The organism is Streptomyces sp. SL06 (genome assembly GCF_058244745.1).
Genome location: NZ_JBSYOT010000002.1, coordinates 4,478,736 through 4,495,596 on the forward strand (window position 1 = coordinate 4,478,736; position 16,861 = coordinate 4,495,596).

At 73.2% G+C, this 16,861-nt stretch carries 12 protein-coding genes and 1 other RNA gene; 10 read left to right on the forward strand and 3 right to left on the reverse strand.

The window, feature by feature from the left end; genetic code table 11:
- Positions 1-30 precede the first annotated feature (30 nt).
- Positions 31-4,005: an FHA domain-containing protein gene (locus AC4IHM_RS20445; RefSeq protein ID WP_490868451.1), complete on the reverse strand. Its 3,975-nt coding sequence runs from the start codon at positions 4,003-4,005 to the stop codon at positions 31-33.
- A 427-nt stretch (positions 4,006-4,432) separates the two neighbouring features.
- Here AC4IHM_RS20445 and AC4IHM_RS20450 point away from each other — a divergent pair, with 427 nt between their 5' ends.
- The 4 genes from AC4IHM_RS20450 to AC4IHM_RS20465 all read left to right on the forward strand — a co-directional run bounded on the left by AC4IHM_RS20450 (position 4,433) and on the right by AC4IHM_RS20465 (position 9,667).
- Entirely contained in the window at positions 4,433-6,082 is a 1,650-nt protein-coding gene (locus AC4IHM_RS20450; RefSeq protein ID WP_490868452.1) for a serine/threonine-protein kinase, read from the forward strand.
- A 109-nt stretch (positions 6,083-6,191) separates the two neighbouring features.
- Positions 6,192-7,436: a serine/threonine-protein kinase gene (locus tag AC4IHM_RS20455; RefSeq protein ID WP_490868453.1), complete on the forward strand. Its 1,245-nt coding sequence runs from the start codon at positions 6,192-6,194 to the stop codon at positions 7,434-7,436.
- 146 nt (positions 7,437-7,582) lie between these two features.
- Positions 7,583-8,689, forward strand: a complete 1,107-nt coding sequence (gene prfB, locus AC4IHM_RS20460; RefSeq protein WP_490868454.1) for a peptide chain release factor 2 — start codon at positions 7,583-7,585, stop codon at positions 8,687-8,689.
- A gap of 321 nt (positions 8,690-9,010) precedes the next feature.
- Complete coding sequence (locus AC4IHM_RS20465) at positions 9,011-9,667, forward strand: hypothetical protein (RefSeq protein ID WP_490868455.1); 657 nt, start codon at positions 9,011-9,013, stop codon at positions 9,665-9,667.
- A gap of 161 nt (positions 9,668-9,828) precedes the next feature.
- On the opposite strand, the gene AC4IHM_RS20470 is transcribed toward AC4IHM_RS20465, so the two are convergent.
- Positions 9,829-10,020: a hypothetical protein gene (locus AC4IHM_RS20470; protein WP_490868456.1), complete on the reverse strand. Its 192-nt coding sequence runs from the start codon at positions 10,018-10,020 to the stop codon at positions 9,829-9,831.
- 214 nt (positions 10,021-10,234) lie between these two features.
- Between AC4IHM_RS20470 and ftsE the strand changes: the two genes are divergently transcribed.
- The 5 genes from ftsE (at position 10,235) to ssrA (ending at position 14,162) form a co-directional block, all read left to right on the forward strand.
- Positions 10,235-10,924, forward strand: a complete 690-nt coding sequence (ftsE, locus tag AC4IHM_RS20475) for a cell division ATP-binding protein FtsE (protein ID WP_490868457.1) — start codon at positions 10,235-10,237, stop codon at positions 10,922-10,924.
- A gap of 31 nt (positions 10,925-10,955) precedes the next feature.
- Positions 10,956-11,873 carry a permease-like cell division protein FtsX gene (gene ftsX, locus AC4IHM_RS20480; RefSeq protein WP_490868458.1) on the forward strand — a complete coding sequence of 306 codons (918 nt, stop codon included), beginning with the start codon at positions 10,956-10,958 and terminating at the stop codon, positions 11,871-11,873.
- A gap of 68 nt (positions 11,874-11,941) precedes the next feature.
- Positions 11,942-13,117 carry a S41 family peptidase gene (locus AC4IHM_RS20485; RefSeq protein WP_490868459.1) on the forward strand — a complete coding sequence of 392 codons (1,176 nt, stop codon included), beginning with the start codon at positions 11,942-11,944 and terminating at the stop codon, positions 13,115-13,117.
- A 61-nt stretch (positions 13,118-13,178) separates the two neighbouring features.
- Positions 13,179-13,658, forward strand: a complete 480-nt coding sequence (gene smpB / locus AC4IHM_RS20490) for an SsrA-binding protein SmpB (protein ID WP_311575135.1) — start codon at positions 13,179-13,181, stop codon at positions 13,656-13,658.
- A 103-nt stretch (positions 13,659-13,761) separates the two neighbouring features.
- Positions 13,762-14,162, forward strand: a transfer-messenger RNA (tmRNA) gene (gene ssrA / locus AC4IHM_RS20495).
- 23 nt (positions 14,163-14,185) lie between these two features.
- On the opposite strand, the gene AC4IHM_RS20500 is transcribed toward ssrA, so the two are convergent.
- On the reverse strand, positions 14,186-15,487 hold the full coding sequence (locus AC4IHM_RS20500; protein ID WP_490868460.1) for an MFS transporter: 1,302 nt from the start codon (positions 15,485-15,487) through the stop codon (positions 14,186-14,188).
- Positions 15,488-15,570: 83 nt separating this feature from the next.
- On the opposite strand from AC4IHM_RS20500, the gene AC4IHM_RS20505 reads away from it, so the two are divergent.
- Positions 15,571-16,536, forward strand: coding sequence for a LysR family transcriptional regulator (locus AC4IHM_RS20505; protein ID WP_490868461.1), 966 nt, complete (start codon positions 15,571-15,573; stop codon positions 16,534-16,536).
- Positions 16,537-16,861: the final 325 nt, after the last annotated feature.

The window sequence follows — 16,861 nt, forward strand, 5'->3', positions numbered from 1 at the left end:
GACCGCGTCGTGATTCGCCGGGAGTCCGGCTCAGGGCAGCAGGGACGGCATCCGCGCCGCGGCCACCTCTCGGGTCGCCCGTTCCAACGCGCTGGCCAGCAGGGCCAGGTCGGTGGGGCCGTTGCCCAACTCGCGCACGGTGCGCCGGGCGGGCGGGTCGCCCATGCGGTGCCACTCCAGCGGGACGACCGTGGGCCGCAGGGTCGCCGTACGGGGGATGCGCCCCGTGACCCGACCACCCTGGAGGGCCACCGATCGGCCGTCCGGGCGGTCCAACCGCCCGCGCCCCGGCGCCGGTTCGTCCGGTCCGGGCACCGGGGCGTCGAGGGTGACGCGCAGCGTGGCGCGCAGGGCGGGCTCCGTCTGTGCCGTACGGCCGCCGGGCGCGGTGGCGGCCACCAGGTGCACCCCGAGCCGCTCGCCCTCCCGCGCGACGGCTTCGAGCGCCCGCATCATCGAGCCCGCCGCGGGCCGCCCGGGTGAGCCGAGCGGGGGAGTGACGAGCGCGTCGAGATCGTCCACGACCACGACGAGGCGGGGGAGCGGCGGCACGGCCCCGGTCCGGCGCCGCGCCGCGCCCGGACGCAGCCGCATGGTGGCACTGGGCGGGGAGTCGAGGTCCCCGGTGCCCGCCGTCGCCCCGGGACCGCCGCCCGCCGGAGTGCGCTGGGAGACCAGCCGGCCCGACACCTCGCGCCCGGTGTGCCACTCGGCGAAGCCCGAGCGCCCGAGCAACTCGGCCCGCCGCTTCAGCTCGGCGCTCAGCGACTGGGCGAACTCCCGCATGCGGACGGGGTCGTTGGCGACGAGGTGGGTGGTGACATGAGGTACGTCCGTACAGACGCGCAGGCCCTCGCCGTGTCCGCCGTCCGCGCCCATGCTGTCGCGGCCGTCCAGCAGGACGATGCCGAGGCGGTCGGGGCGTTCGGCCGAGGCGAGCGAGGCGACGAGCGCCCGCAGCAGCTCCGTACGGCCGCTGCCGGGCGGGCCCTCGATCAGCAGGTGAGGTCCCTCCGCGGCGAGGTCGACCGCGACGGGGCCGCGCGGTCCGGCGCCCAGCACCGCGTGCGCGCGTCCGCCGCCGGCCTCCGTGTCGTCGGCCGCGTCGGCCCAACGGGCCATCAGGGACGCCGGAGTGGCTCGGGCGAGGCCCAGTTCGTCGAGGAGACGGGCCACCTGGGGCAGCGGCGCGGAAACGCGCGCGTGCCGCTCGCCGCCGACGGTGCCGTCGGTGCGCAGTGGGGCCAGGGCGCGGGCGAACCGCTCGGCCCAGGCGAGGGAGACGGCGTCGACCGTGCCGAGCGTGCCGTGACCGACCGGTCCTGCGGGAGCGGCCGGGGTGCCGGGGGTGGCCGGGGTGCCCGCGCGCGCGACGCGCAGCAGCCGCAGGGTCGTCGCCACGTCCCCGCTGAGCAGCGCGACGGCGCCGCACTCCCGGAACAGCGGCGACGCCGTACAGGCCGCCTCGTAGGTGTCCGCCGCCGGGGAGGCGGGGGAGGCCGGGGCCGTCTCGGCGAGGCACACGATATGGATGCCGGCCCGCGGGCCCTCCAGGGCCAGCCGCGCCACCGTCTCGCGCACGTCCGCGCCGCCGGGGTCCCCGTCCACGACGACCACGGTGTACGGCCCCGCGAAGCCGCCGGTCGGATCGGCGTCCTGCGGCGCCCGGGAGGGCTGCCGGGCGGGGACCGTGCCGTCGTACGCCGGGGGCCGTGCTCCGGGACCGGTGTCCGTCAGATGGTCCTCCAGCCGGCGCAGGAGTTCGTGGGCGCGGGCGGCGGCCTGTTCGCGGTCGTAGGCGAGCAGCAGGCGGCAGTCCTGGCCGTGCCCGGGGCGCAGTTGGGGCAGCCAGCCGAGCCAGGACCACTCGGCGGACCGCTCCGCGAGCGGACGGGAGCGGTCCGCGCTGATCAGGACGATTTCCAGGGTGTCGGCGGAGTGCAGTGCGGCGAGCTGGGCCAGCACCGAGCGGGCCAGCCCGGCCAGTCGCGCCCGCGGGCCGGCCAGCCCGAGCGCCCCGACCTCGCGCAGTGCGGCGGTCACCGGGACGGCGGGCAGCGGTGTGCCGCCGCCGGGCGCCACCCGGTCGGCCGTACCGAGCCGCACGGTGAGCGCCTCCGGGTGGCCGGGGCCGCGCTCCCACAGCCGGGGGCCCGGCCCCAGCGCCGTCAGCAGCAGCGACGCCGGGTCCGGCCAGGTCTCCGGGGTGTGCGCGGTGCCGGTCGGGGCCGTCGGTGCGGGACCGCCCGCCGCTTCGCCGTCCGGGTGCGGGTACGCGCCGGGCGCCGCGGCGTCCTGCGCCTCCCCGCGCCCGCCGGCCAGCCGGCGCGCCCAGGCACCTATCCCGCCGCGCCTGCGCATCCCCTGCGGCACGTCGGTCCCACGCAGCGGCGTCCCCTTGCGCCCGGCCCCGACACCGACGGCGGGGCCTTCGGCGACCTCGCCGGGCGCGTCTGCGCCGTAGGGATCCGTGCCGGGGTTGCCCGCGCGGCGCGTGTTCGCGCGGGGCGCGCCCGCGCCGTGGGCGTCCGCGGCGGGCCTGTCCGCTCCGGACGCGCCCGTGTCGTACGGCGCCGTGCCCGGCTCGCCGGTGCGGTGGGTGTCCGTGCCGCGCCTGCGTGAGCGGGAGGTACTCGCGCCGTCGTACGGTCCCGCGTCCGGGCCGCCGTCGCCGTACGGATCCGCCGGCTGCCTGCCGGCTCCGGGCGCACCCGCGCCGTTCCTGCCGGGCCGGCCGGAGCCCGCCCGGCCGGTGCCTGGCCCGCGGTCGTCGTAGGGGTCCGCTCCCCGCCCGCCCGCGCCCGCGCCGTACGCGTCCGTCCTCGGCCCGTCTGTCCCGGCCGGCCTCGTGCTGTACGGGTCCGGGTCCGGCCCGCGTGTGTCTGCTCGGCCGGTGCCGGGGCTGCGGTCGCCGTAGCGGTCGTCGTAGCGGCCGGCGTAGGGATCCGCGTCTCGTCCGCCTGTCCCGGCCGGCCTCGCCTCGTACGGGTCGCCGTCCCGCCTGCCCGCGCCGGACGGCCCGCCGTACCTGCCCGTGCCGCCGTGTGTCTCGCCCATCGGGTGGGTCTGGCGAGGCGCGCCCGCCGTGGGGCCGGTGCCGTGGCTCTCGATGCGGGGGGCGCCGCCCTGGCCGGGTACCTGCGTCGGCTCGGCGGGTGCCGGACGGGTGCCGAAACCCGACGCGCCGTGGGTGCGGTGGGTCCGTCCGGTGGGCGTGTCCCACCCCGCCGCCGCGGAGCCGTCGGTCCGGGACGCCCCGTCGCTCCCGCCCCGGTGCGCGGGTCCGTCGGGCACGCGCGCGTGGGTCGCCTCGTCCCCGCCGTCCGGGGACGACCGCGCACCGGAGAGCCGCACATACCCCTCCCCGTCCGGTGTCGTCGCCATCCGTGCCGTCGGCTCCCGGCGGGCCGGCGCGAGCCGCAGGGCCGACTCGCCGATCCGCAGGAGCGCGCCCGGCGCGAAGCGGACCGGGCGCTCGCCCACGCGGGTGCCGTCCAGGGTGGTGCCGTTGGTCGAGCCGAGGTCGGCGACCGAGACGCCGCCGTCGGACCCGACGGTCACGGCGCAGTGCATCCGGGACACGTCCGGGTCGTCGAGCGCCACATCGGCGTCGGCGGAGCGGCCGAGCCTGACCCGGCCCCCGTGCAGCAGGTGGACGCCGCCCGCGTCGGGGCCCGCGACCACGTGGAGCTGGGCCGGCGTGTCGGCCGGCTCGGTGTGCGGATCGGGCTCGCCGGGGGCGCCCAGGCAGAGCACGGCGCCGTCGATCAGCGGCGGCTCGCCCAGGGTGCTGCGCTGGGCGTCCAGCCGCTGCGCCCCGGCGTACAGCACCACCTGACCGGAGCCCGGGGCCTCGCCCCCGGGGAGCGCCGCGGCCAGCGCGGAGGAGACCGAGGCCAGGGCGGTGCCGGCCGGTGCGGTCACCAGCACGTCGCAGCTCGCGGCGCGGCCCCCCGCCGCGGCATGCGGGCCCAGCGGGTCTATGACGGTCAGCCGGATCTGCATCGCCGTCAGCGGTCCCTTCGCGCGGGAGCCCGCACACCGGGACGGAAGCCGCCACCACGGTCCCCCACCGCGGACTTCCCCCACCGCCACACGAGCACGTCGGCCAGTACTGCACGCATCCTCGCACCTGCCACTGACAACGCGCTCGCCGTCCGCCGCCAAATGATCTTGATTGGTCGGCTCTGCCCGCAAAAGTGCCTGGCAAGTGACGTGCCGGTGATCGAATGGTGTCGGCTTGAGATCGGTCACGCGCGAGCCCGGCAACCAAGGGACCGGGTCGAGCGTCTTTCCTTCGAACATGGCCCGGAAGCGGAACGTAAGACGCACCGGCGGACCAATGGGAACCACAGAATGAGGACAGCCCGGCGCCGGGACCGCGGCACTACAGTGGGTCCGAACAGCCAGCAAGCAACAGGGAGCGCATGACGTGCGGCCGGTAGGCAGCAAGTACCTCCTCGAGGAGCCCCTCGGTCGCGGCGCCACGGGCACCGTCTGGCGTGCCCGCCAGCGGGAGACCGCGGGCGCCGAGGCGGCCGTGGCCGGACAGCCCGGGGAGACCGTCGCGATCAAGGTCCTCAAGGAGGAACTCGCGAGCGATCCCGACATCGTGATGCGCTTCCTGCGGGAGCGCTCCGTCCTGCTCCGGCTCACCCACCCCAACATCGTCCGGGTCCGCGACCTGGTCGTCGAGGGCGAGCTGCTGGCCCTGGTCATGGATCTCATCGACGGTCCCGACCTGCACCGCTATCTGCGCGAAAACGGGCCGCTCACCCCGGTTGCCGCCGCCCTGCTCACCGCGCAGATCGCCGACGCCCTCGCCGCCAGCCACACCGACGGCGTCGTCCACCGCGACCTGAAGCCGGCCAACGTCCTGCTGAAGCAGACCAACGGCGAGATGCACCCGATGCTCACCGACTTCGGCATCGCCCGCCTCGCCGACTCGCCGGGCCTCACCCGCACCCACGAGTTCGTCGGCACGCCCGCGTACGTCGCGCCGGAGTCCGCCGAGGGCCGCCCGCAGACCTCCGCGGTCGATGTCTACGGCGCCGGCATCCTGCTGTACGAGCTGGTCACCGGCCGGCCCCCGTTCGGCGGAGGCTCCGCCCTCGAAGTGCTGCACCAGCACCTGAGCGCCGAGCCGCGCCGCCCCTCCACCGTCCCCGACCCGCTGTGGACGGTCATCGAGCGCTGCCTGCGCAAGAACCCCGACGAGCGCCCCGGCGCCGAGAACCTCGCCCGCGGCCTGCGCGTCGTCGCCGAGGGCATCGGCGTGCACGCGAACAGCGCGCAGATCGGCGCCGCCGAGAGCGTCGGCATGCTCCTCGCCCCCGACCCGGCGCCCGCGCAGGTGCCGGGCGCCCCCGGCGCCGCCGACCCCACCCAGGTCCTCCCACAGAACCCGAACGGCGCCTACGACCCGAACGGCGCCACCAGCGTCCTGCCGCACACCGGCAACGCCGCGGGCGCCGCCGACCCCACCGCCGTACTCCCGAGCCACGGCGCGGCCGACCCGACCGCCGTCATGCCGCCCGTGCCGCCCGGACAGCCCGGACAGCCGGGCGGGCCCGAGGACCCGCACCCCTGGCAGAACCAACTGCGCGCCGCCCGCGACCGCAATGAGCAGACGCAGGTCCAGTACCTCGACCCGAACGACGACCCGCTGCGCCGCCGCCCCCAGCGGCAGGTCGCCCGCCCGCCGCAGCAGCAGCCCGGCTACGGCTACCCGCAGCAGCAACAGCCGCAGCGGTACGTCACTCCGCAGCCGCAGCAGCCCCAGCAGGCGCCCCCGCCCCAGCCGCAGCGGTACGCCCCGCCGCCCACGCCCGAGCCGCAGCGGCCCCGACGCGAGCCCCGGCCGCCGCGGCAGCGCGGCGCCAACCCCATGCGGATCCCCGGGCTCGGTTGCCTCAAGGGATGCCTGTTCACGATCGTCATCCTGTTCGTGGCGGGCTGGCTGATCTGGGAGCTGAGCCCCTTGCAGGACTGGATCGGTACGGGCAAGGGCTACTGGGAGCAGATCGGTGACTGGTTCACCGCCACGAAGGACTGGTTCGGCGACCTGGGCGGCGGTTCCTAGGCGACGCGGGAGACATGTCGACATCCAGCGGGTGATTTCCGCCTCCGCTGTGAAGGTTGGCTCCACGGACGCGTACTTTTAGGCGCAACACGCGTCGGTAGGAGCAGTCTTGGCACGGAAGATCGGCAGCCGGTACACCGCCCACCAGATCCTCGGGCGGGGCAGCGCCGGCACGGTGTGGCTGGGCGAGGGGCCCGAGGGACCCGTCGCGATCAAGCTGCTGCGTGAGGACCTGGCGTCCGACCAGGAACTCGTCTCACGCTTCGTGCAGGAGCGCACCGCCCTGCTCGGCCTTGAGCACCCCAACGTCGTCTCCGTGCGCGACCTGGTGGTCGACGGCAACGACCTCGCGCTGGTCATGGACCTGGTGCGCGGCACGGACCTGCGCACCCGCCTCGACCGGGAGCGGCGGCTGGCCCCCGAGGCCGCGGTGGCCGTCGTCGCCGATGTCGCCGACGGCCTGGCCGCCGCGCACGCCGCCGGGGTCGTGCACCGCGACGTCAAGCCGGAGAACGTACTGCTGGACATGCAGGGCCCGCTCGGTCCCGGCGGCTCGCACCCGGCCCTGCTGACGGACTTCGGGGTGGCCAAGCTCATCGACACCCCGCGGCGCACCCGCGCCACGAAGATCATCGGAACGCCGGACTATCTGGCCCCGGAGATCGTCGAGGGACTGCCCCCGCGCGCGGCGGTGGACATCTACGCGCTGGCCACGGTGCTGTACGAGCTGCTCGCGGGCTTCACGCCGTTCGGCGGCGGCCATCCCGGCGCGGTGCTGCGCCGCCATGTGACCGAGAGGGTCGTCCCCCTCCCCGGTATCCCGGACGAGCTGTGGCAGTTGCTCGTGCAGTGCCTCGCCAAGGCGCCGGCCTCCCGGCTGCGCGCCTCCGAGCTGAGCGCCCGGCTGCGCGAGCTGCTGCCGATGCTGGCCGGGATGGGCCCGCTGGACGTGGACGAGTCCGGCGCGGACCAGGAGGAGGACGCGCCCGAGGAGCCCCCGGCCTCCCCCGCGCCCGCCGGGGAGCCGGTGCGGCGCCGGGGGGCGGTGCCGCTGGTGCCGGGCGCGAAGCCGGCCGACTCCAACCGCGACACGCACACCTCGATGCGCGTACCGGCCCCGGACGAGCTGGCCGGCGGCGCCCGTGGCACGGCCCGCGCCCCGCGCGCCTCCGGCGCCCCGCGCCCCGGCTCCGCCCGCAACCGTGCCGCCGCACGGCGCCGCAGGCTCACGGTGGGCGTCGGCGCCGTCGCCCTGGTGGCCGCGATCGGCGTCGGTACGTGGCTGGCCACGGCCGGCGACGAGGACGGCACGGCCCCCCAGGACACCCGGAACTCGGCCCCGGCCTCCCCCTGACCCCGCCCGACACCCGGGCACCACCTCCCTCACGAGCCCGGCACCAGCGCGGCCTCGGCCTGCCCGGTGGGTCTTCTTCGCAGGCCGGGGGCGGTGTCCGGGGTGGGTCGGCGGAGGTCGGTGGGTGGAGCCGTTAGGCTGGATGCGTGGCAGTCGTCGATGTATCCGAAGAGCTGAAGTCCCTCTCCTCGACCATGGAGTCGATCGAGGCCGTCCTGGACCTCGACAGGATGAGGGCAGACATCGCCGTGCTCGAGGAGCAGGCGGCCGCGCCCTCCCTGTGGGACGACCCGGAGGCGGCGCAGAAGATCACCAGCAAGCTCTCGCACCTCCAGGCCGAGGTGCGGAAGGCCGAGGCCCTGCGCGGCCGGATCGACGATCTCGGCGTGCTCTTCGAGATGGCCGAGGAGGAGGACGACCCGGACACCCGTGCCGAGGCCGAGACCGAACTCACGGCCGTCAAGAAGGCACTGGACGAGATGGAGGTCCGCACCCTGCTCTCGGGCGAGTACGACGCCCGTGAGGCGCTGGTCAACATCCGCGCCGAGGCCGGTGGCGTGGACGCCGCGGACTTCGCCGAGAAGCTCCAGCGGATGTACCTGCGCTGGGCCGAGCAGCACGGCTACAAGACCGAGGTCTACGAGACCTCGTACGCGGAGGAGGCCGGCATCAAGTCGACCACCTTCGCCGTGCAGTCGCCGTACGCCTACGGCACCCTCTCCGTCGAGCAGGGCACGCACCGGCTGGTGCGCATCTCGCCCTTCGACAACCAGGGGCGCCGCCAGACCTCCTTCGCGGGTGTCGAGATCCTCCCGGTGGTCGAGCAGACCGACCACATCGAGATCGACGAGTCCGAGCTGCGGGTGGACGTGTACCGGTCCTCCGGCCCCGGCGGCCAGGGCGTGAACACCACCGACTCCGCGGTGCGGCTCACCCACATCCCCACCGGCATCGTGGTCTCCTGCCAGAACGAGCGCTCCCAGATCCAGAACAAGGCCACCGCCATGAACGTCCTCCAGGCCAAGCTGCTGGAGCGGCGCCGCCAGGAGGAGCAGGCCAAGATGGACGCCCTCAAGGGCGACGGGGGCAACTCCTGGGGCAACCAGATGCGTTCGTACGTCCTGCACCCGTACCAGATGGTCAAGGACCTGCGCACGGAGTACGAAGTGGGCAACCCCGAGGCCGTGTTCAACGGCGAGATCGACGGTTTCCTGGAGGCCGGCATTCGCTGGCGCAAGCAGCGGGAGAAGTAGCACGAGGCGAGGACGCCACTTTGTCGACAAGGCAACTGCCGCCGTTCTGGCGGCAGTTGCCTTTTGTCACCCCGCTGACTCCCGCGTGATGTCAGGGTTTCGCGTCACACTCACACCCCTTTGTGTCCGGCATACATCCCGTACCAGGACATCGCGTGCGCAACGGCCTTGACGTTGCTTTGAACATTCGTAAGGGTGAGGTTCGGCATGCGTATTTCTGGGGCGCATGTGAACCGGGGAGTACGAGCGCAGCCACCCCCGTCGATCACGGCCCCCGAGTGCGGCCTCACTGACTAATCAGCTACTGGGGGTAGCAACTACATGACGAAGAAGACGCGCATCCGTGTCGCGCGCATCGCGGCCGGCGCGGTCATCGCCGCCGGAGCCTCCCTGACCGCCGCGGGTGCCGCCTCGGCGCTCGAGATCGGGGTGAGCGCGGGCGCCGACAAGGGCGGTGTCGACCTCGGCCTGGGCGTTCAGGAGGACGACCCGACGGACGACCCCACCATCCCGACGGACCCCAACGACCCGACGGACGAGCCCACCATTCCGACGGACCCGACGGACCCGACCGATCCCACGGACCCGACCGACCCGACGGATCCCACTGAGCCGACGGACCCGACCGAGCCCACCGACCCGGGCACCCCGACCGACCCGACCCAGCCCACCGACCCGGGCGGCTCCACGGAGAGCCCGGGTACCGGCGGTTCCGGTGGTGGCAACTCCGGCACCACCCCCGACGGCGGCAGCAATGACAACGTCGCCCAGGAGGAGGGCTCCTCGGCCCTGACCGACACCGGCGAAGAGGCCCAGGCCTCCGACACCGCCGCCCAGGGCAACGGTTCCGAGCTGGCCGAGACCGGCGCCGCGGAGACCACGTTCCTGCTGGTCGGCGCCGCCACGATGATCGCCGGTGGCATCGGCTTCCGCCTGCTGCCGCGCATGATGAACGGCCGCGGCGGAGCGGCTGCCTGACGGTAGCCGTCCGCCTACGCACGGCACACCCGCACGAACACGCGAAGGGGCCCGGAGCGCGATCGCTCCGGGCCCCTTCCGTGTCTCTGCCCCTGTGCCCTTGTCGCCTGCGGACCCCGTCCCGGGTCCCCGCGGGGGCCCTGTGGGGCTCTCCGGGCCTGTCAGGCGGTCTGGTGGGCCAGCAGGGCCACCGCCGCGATCAGCACCGCCAGCAGCGCGATCAGCGTCATCGGATTCAGCCCCGCGAAGAAGTTGCCCTGCTGAAGCCGCTCGCGGTTCGCCCGGCAGACCGGGCACCTGCCCTCGTTCACGGGCGCCGCGCAGTTCGCGCACACCAACCGGTCGTACGTCATGCGCTCGCCCTCCTTGCCACCGGCTCTGTCAGAACAACGCCCGCGACGGCACGAACGTTCCCCTTCCACTGTGCCAGGTTCCGTGGAGCCCCGCGCGCCCCGCGGGCCCGGACAAAACGCGCAACTGATACGCAACCCAGACCGGTGACTGCGGGGCCCTCCCCGGTTCGCGTATGGTCACGCACATCTACCCCCGGCGACCCGTGGTGCATCCGTGATCCGATTCGACAACGTCTCCAAGGTCTACCCCAAACAGAGCCACCCAGCCCTCAGGGACGTCTCCCTGGAGGTCGAGAAGGGCGAGTTCGTCTTCCTCGTCGGGTCCTCCGGCTCCGGAAAGTCCACCTTTCTGCGGCTGATCCTGCGCGAGGAGCGGTGCAGCCACGGCCAGGTGCACGTCCTGGGCAAGGACCTCGCCCGCCTGTCCAACTGGAAGGTGCCGCAGATGCGGCGCCAGCTGGGGACGGTCTTCCAGGACTTCCGCCTGCTGCCGAACAAGACGGTCGGTGAGAACGTCGCCTTCGCCCAGGAGGTCATCGGCAAGTCCCGCGGCGAGATCCGCAAGTCCGTGCCGCAGGTGCTCGACCTGGTCGGTCTCGGCGGCAAGGAGGACCGCAAGCCCGGCGAGCTGTCCGGCGGTGAGCAGCAGCGCGTCGCCATCGCGCGCGCCTTCGTCAACCGGCCCAAGCTGCTGATCGCCGACGAGCCCACGGGCAACCTCGACCCGCAGACCTCCGTCGGCATCATGAAGCTGCTCGACCGCATCAACCGGACGGGCACCACCGTGGTGATGGCCACGCACGACCAGAACATCGTGGACCAGATGCGCAAGCGCGTCATCGAGCTGGAGAAGGGCCGCCTGGTCCGTGACCAGGCGCGCGGCGTCTACGGCTACCAGCACTGACGACGAGGAACGAAAGGCTTAACGAGACGCCATGCGCGCCCAGTTCGTGCTCTCGGAGATCGGTGTCGGTCTTCGCCGCAATCTGACGATGACCTTCGCGGTGATCGTCTCCGTCGCCCTGTCCCTGGCCCTGTTCGGCGGTTCGCTGCTGATGAGCGACCAGGTCAACACCATGAAGGGCTACTGGTACGACAAGGTCAACGTCTCGGTCTTCCTCTGCAACAAGAGCGACGCCGAGTCCGACCCCAACTGCGCCAAGGGCGCGGTGACCGCGGACCAGAAGAAGCAGATCATGTCCGACCTCGACAAGATGGCGGTCGTCGACAAGGTCGTGTACGAGTCGCAGGACGACGCGTACAAGCACTACAAGGAGCAGTTCGGCGACTCGCCGCTGGCCAGCTCCCTCACGCCGGACCAGATGCAGGAGTCGTACCGGATCAAGCTGACGGACCCGGAGAAGTACCAGGTCATCGCCACCGCCTTCGACGGCCGGGAGGGCGTGCAGTCCGTGCAGGACCAGAAGGGCATCCTGGACAACCTCTTCGGCCTCCTCAACGGCATGAACTGGGCCGCGCGCGCGGTGATGGCGCTCATGCTCGTCGTCGCGCTGATGCTGATCGTCAACACCGTGCGGGTCTCGGCGTTCAGCCGGCGGCGCGAGACCGGCATCATGCGCCTCGTGGGCGCCTCGGGCTTCTACATCCAGGCGCCGTTCATCATGGAGGCGGCCGTCGCCGGGCTCATCGGCGGTGGTGTCGCCTGCGGCTTCCTGGTGATCGCCCGGTACTTCATCATCGACCACGGACTCGCCCTGTCCGAGAAGTTGAACCTCATCAACTTCATCGGCTGGGACGCCGTACTGACGAAGCTGCCGCTCATCCTGGCGACGAGTCTGCTGATGCCCGCGCTGGCCGCGTTCTTCGCGCTGCGCAAGTACCTGAAGGTGTGACGCATACCAAGAGGGCCGAACGGTCAAGCGACCGTTCGGCCCTCTCGCGTTGTCCTAGACTCACCCGCATGTCAGGTCGTGACCTGTTCTGCAAGCCCCGTCGCGTACGCCACGGGGCCGCCCTGACCTTGGTGTTCGCGGGCGTGCTCGCCGCGGGCGCGGCCACCGGATCGTTCCCCGGGCCGGACCGGAAGCCCGGGACGGGCACGGCGCGTTCGGCCGCTCCCGCCGGACGGCACGAGGACGTGGTCCGGGCCGCCGCCGAGGCGATGGCCGACGGCAAGTCCCCCGTGGAGGCCGCCGAACGCGCCGTCAGCCGCAGCGGGGACCGCTGGGGCGCCGTCTACTCCCAGGGCGAGTACGAGGAGTTGGAGGAAGCCCTCGACGGCCGGTACACCGGCGTCGGGCTCTCCGCGCGCCGCGAGCGCGACGGCCGCATCGAGGTGACCCAGGTGCGCTCCGGCTCGCCCGCCGCCGACGCCGGGATCCGCGAGGGCGACCGGGTGCGCAGCGTCGACGGCGAGCGGGTCGACGGGCGCCCCGTCACCGAGGTCGTCTCCATACTCCGCGGCGACGCCGAACAGGAGCCCGCGGGCACCGCGGTGCGGCTCGGTCTGGAACGCGGCACGCGCGCGTGGACCGAGACCGTGCGCCGGGCCAGGCTTTCCACGGACCCCGTGAGCGTGCGCACGCTCGCCGACGGCGTCACCGTCGTCAAGGTCGCCTCCTTCACCAAGGGCGTCGGCGCGCAGGTCCGCGCCGCCGTCGCGCGCGTGCCGTCCGGCGCCGGAGTCGTCCTCGACCTGCGCGGCAACTCCGGCGGCCTGGTCACCGAGGCCGTCACCGCCGCCTCCGCCTTCCTCGACGGCGGCCTGGTCGCCACGTACGACGTTGACGGCGACCAGCGGGCCCTGCACGCCGAACCCGGCGGGGACACCACCAGGCCCCTGGTCGCGCTCGTCGACGGCGGCACGATGAGCGCGGCCGAACTCCTCACCGGCGCGCTCCAGGACCGCGGCCGGGCGGTCGTCCTGGGCTCCCGCACCTTCGGCAAGGGCTCGGTGCAGATGCCGAGCCGGCTGCCCGGCGGCTCGGTGGCCGAGCTGACCGTCGGCCACTACCGCACCCCCTCGGGCCGCGGCGTCGACGGCACGGGCATCACGCCCGACCTGGAGGTCGGCCCGACGGACCCGGCCGCGGCCCTGGAGCGGGCGCGGACGGTGCTCAGCGGACTGGGACGGTAGCCCTCCCCGCGGTAATCGGCTTTCCGCCGCCCCCCTGCGTAGTGCCAAAATGGGCTGCACTATGGCTAAGGAAAAAGGGCGCAAGCTGATCGCGCAGAACAAGAAGGCGCGGCACGACTACCAGATCCTCGACACCTACGAGGCCGGACTGGTCCTGTCCGGCACCGAGGTGAAGTCGCTGCGCCAGGGGCGGGCCTCACTGGTCGACGGGTTCGTGCAGCTGGACGGACACGAGGCGTGGCTGCACAACGTGCACGTGCCGGAGTACAGCCAGGGCACCTGGACCAACCACAGCGCCCGCCGCAAGCGGAAGCTGCTGCTGCACCGCGTGGAGATCGACAAGCTGGAGGCGAAGTCCCAGGAGTCCGGTCACACGATCGTGCCCCTGGCGCTCTACTTCAAGGACGGCCGGGCCAAGGTCGAGATCGCGCTGGCGCGCGGCAAGAAGGAGTACGACAAGCGCCAGACCCTCCGGGAGAAGCAGGACCGCCGCGAGGCGGAGCGGACGATCTCGGCGATCCGGCGCAAGCAGCGGGCCTGACGGCCGGGAATACGGTGGCACCCTCGTGCGTTGGTCACGTACGATGGCAGTCGCACTCCACCGCGGGTGCACACCCTCTCCGGAGGGTTTGAAAAATCAACATGGGGATGATCGGTTTCGACAGCGGCTGTCGAAGCAGGGGAAGCGTGTCGAGGAAGCGGCCATGATCTCGTAAACCACAGGCCGAAAAAAATAATCGCCAATACCAAGCGCGATTCCTCCCAGCAGGCCTTCGCCCTCGCTGCCTGATCTCAGGTAGCGAAGCGAGCCTCCTATCAAGGGAGTGTCAGCCCGGGGCTGTTCCCGACCCGGATCCTGGCATCAGCTAGGGGACTAAACCTCTAAACCCGGTCACGGGGTGTAGAGGGAAATCAAACAGTGACTGAGCCCGTCGGAGACTTGTCCGCGTGATCTCCGGGGCCGAGAAAATCGAAGCGGACTGCACACGGAGAAGCCCTGATTCCGCACCGTTGGACGCGGGTTCGATTCCCGCCATCTCCACGAGGTCGAGGGCGATGTGGCTCGCGTCAAGCGCGAGACACATCGCCCTCGTCGTTTTGCGCGGCCAGGGCGAGCAGCAGGGCCGAGGCCGCCGCCGTGACCGGTATGCCGTAGGCGGCCGCGGGGGACGCGTGCTCCACCGTCCAGCCGCCCGCCGCGCTGCCGCAGGCGATGCCGCCGAGCAGGCCGCCCGCCGCGAGCGTCATCCCTTCGTTCAGACGGCCCTGCGGGGTGCGGAGCTGGACCAGTGCCATCGTGGTCACCATCGTCGGGGCGGTCGCCGTCCCGGCCACCAGCAGGGCGAGCGCCACCAGCGGCAGTGAGCCGGTGAGGGACGCGGCGAGCAGCGGCAGCGTCAGCAGGGCCGTCATCGCGGCGACACACCACGGCAGGCGGTGCCCGGCAGGTCCGGCCGGCCTCAGCGTGCCGTACAGCAGACCCGCCGCGCAGGAACCGGCCGCCTGGAGCGCGAGGACCACACCGGCGGCCGCACGGTGTCCCTGTGCGTCCGCGAACGCGATCGTGACGACCTCCATGGCACCGAACACCCCGCCCGTCGCCAGGCACACCGCCAGCAGCGGCACAACACCCGGGGCGCGCAGGGGCGCCTTCGCCGTCGGGCGCGGACGGGCCGGCGGCTCGGTCGAGCGCCCGGCCGTGAACAGCAGCATGCCGCTCACCAGCAGCACCACGCCGACCAGCGTGCCCGCCTCCGGGAACAGCGCCGTGCACAGGAACGCGGCGAGCACCGGCCCGCACATGAAGCACAGCTCGTCCGCGGCCTGCTCGAAGGAGTTCGCGGTGTGCAGCGCGTCGGCGTCGCCCCTCAGCAGGTGGGACCAGCGGGCGCGGGCCATGCCGCCGGTGTTGGGCGTCGTCGCGGTGGCGGCGTACGCGGCGAACAGGGTCCAGGCGGGCGCGCCGAGGCGCACGCACAGCAGCAGGGCGAGCGAGCCGAGGGCGGCGACCAGCGTGGCGGGCACGGCGATTCGGGCCTGGCCGTACCGGTCCACCAGCCGCGCGGTGAACGGGGCGACGAGCGCGGTGGAGGCCAGCCCGGTCGCGGTGACGGCGCCGGCGAGGGCGTACGAACCACGGGTGCCGGCGATCATCAGGACCGCGCTCACGCTGAACATGCCCATGGGCAGCCGGGCCATGAGATTCCCGATCGTGAACGCTCGGGCGCCGGGCATGGCGAGGAGGCGCCGGTACGGGCCGGGTGGCCGGTGCCGGGTGCGCGGGCGGAAGTCGGCGACGACCAGGGAGTCGGCGGTGACGGAGGGGAGGACGGCGGGCGGGCACGGGCGTGCGGAGGTCGGCTGCGGCATGCGCTCACCGTCGCCCGGGAGCGGTCAGGGGGTCCAACACCTTCTCCGCGCCCATTCACGCACCCCTGTTGTAAGTTCGCCGGATGCCCGCCCACCTCGACCCCCGCCTCCTGCGCGCCTTCGTCGCCGTCGCCGAGGAACTGCACTTCACCCGGGCCGCCGCCCGTCTCTACGTCGCCCAGCAGGCGCTCAGCCGGGACGTGCGGCGACTTGAGCGGGAACTGGGCGCCGACCTGTTCGTCCGTACCACCCGGCAGGTGACACCGACCGCCGACGCCGAGCGGCTGCTGCCGTACGCCCGCCGCGTCCTCCAGGCGCAGGACGACCTGCTGGCCGCCTTCGGACAGGCCCGTCCGCTGCTGGTCGACCTCAACTCCCCGGGCCTGGCCACCGGCCGCCTGGTCCTGGAACGGGCCCGCGGACTCGCGCCCGAGCAGGAGCTGATGGCGCGTTACGAGAGCGGGCTGACGTACGCCGCCGCCGAACTGCTCGCGGGACGCCTCGACGCCTCCTTCGGCAGGTTCGCGGGTCTCCCGTCGGCGCTGCGGGCCGGACTCGGCCACCAGCCGGTGCGCTACGAGCCCATGGCGGTCGTCCTGCCCGAGGGCCATCCGCTGGCCCGGCTGCCGGAGGTGCCGCTCGACGCCCTCGCCGGGGAGACCGTGTACGCCGGGGCCGGCAACCCGCGCACGCCGGAGTGGACCGACCTCGCGCACCGCCTGTTCGAGGGACGCGGCATCGACGTGGCGCCACCCGTTCCGCTGGCCGTCGGCGACGAGGAATTTCAGCGGATCATGGACAAGACAGGCAATCCGGTACTCGTGGTGGAAACCTTTCCGGCCATGGGGTCGACCGTGGTGCGCCCGATTGTCGATCCCGTGCCGCTGTCGCCGGTGTCACTGATCTGGCGAAAAGGACTGGCGCACCCCGCGTTCGACGCGCTGCGCCGGGCCGCTGCGCAGGTCGCGGCGGAAAACGGCTGGCTTCGTGCCCCTGTCGAAGGATGGATTCCGGCCGTCGACGCCGCTGTGATGTGTGTCCATAACTGACACGCGGCAACCACACATCCTCCGCGTGCGCTACATTCTTGGCCTGGGCACGGTGTGATACAGGGGGCGCTCGAACCTGGTGGGGGCCGGTTCGGCCGACGAGTGCTCGGAGTCGTATGCGCACCCGGAAGTGTTCCGTGGGGGGAAGTGCGCGCGCGTGAAGAAATGGCAAGAAGACGCTCAACCGGAATGGCCCGAGGCCGAGTCCGGGGCTCGTGACCGCTCGGAGGCGAGACCGAATGCCGACGCCACCGAGGTGTTTCCGGCGACCCGGGCCCACCCGTCGGCCGGGGATCTCCCGATGACCGCGGCGTCCGGCAGGCCC

What these genes read in the sequence shown, in the direction of transcription:
- AC4IHM_RS20445 (WP_490868451.1), bottom strand. Translation starts at nt 4,005, where the DNA reads ATGCAGATCCGGCTGACCGTCATAGACCCGCTGGGCCCGCATGCCGCG.
- AC4IHM_RS20465 (WP_490868455.1), top strand. Translation starts at nt 9,011, where the DNA reads ATGACGAAGAAGACGCGCATCCGTGTCGCGCGCATCGCGGCCGGCGCG.
- AC4IHM_RS20470 (WP_490868456.1), bottom strand. Translation starts at nt 10,020, where the DNA reads ATGACGTACGACCGGTTGGTGTGCGCGAACTGCGCGGCGCCCGTGAAC.
- ftsX (WP_490868458.1), top strand. Translation starts at nt 10,956, where the DNA reads ATGCGCGCCCAGTTCGTGCTCTCGGAGATCGGTGTCGGTCTTCGCCGC.
- AC4IHM_RS20485 (WP_490868459.1), top strand. Translation starts at nt 11,942, where the DNA reads ATGTCAGGTCGTGACCTGTTCTGCAAGCCCCGTCGCGTACGCCACGGG.
- smpB (WP_311575135.1), top strand. Translation starts at nt 13,179, where the DNA reads ATGGCTAAGGAAAAAGGGCGCAAGCTGATCGCGCAGAACAAGAAGGCG.
- AC4IHM_RS20500 (WP_490868460.1), bottom strand. Translation starts at nt 15,487, where the DNA reads ATGCCGCAGCCGACCTCCGCACGCCCGTGCCCGCCCGCCGTCCTCCCC.
- AC4IHM_RS20505 (WP_490868461.1), top strand. Translation starts at nt 15,571, where the DNA reads ATGCCCGCCCACCTCGACCCCCGCCTCCTGCGCGCCTTCGTCGCCGTC.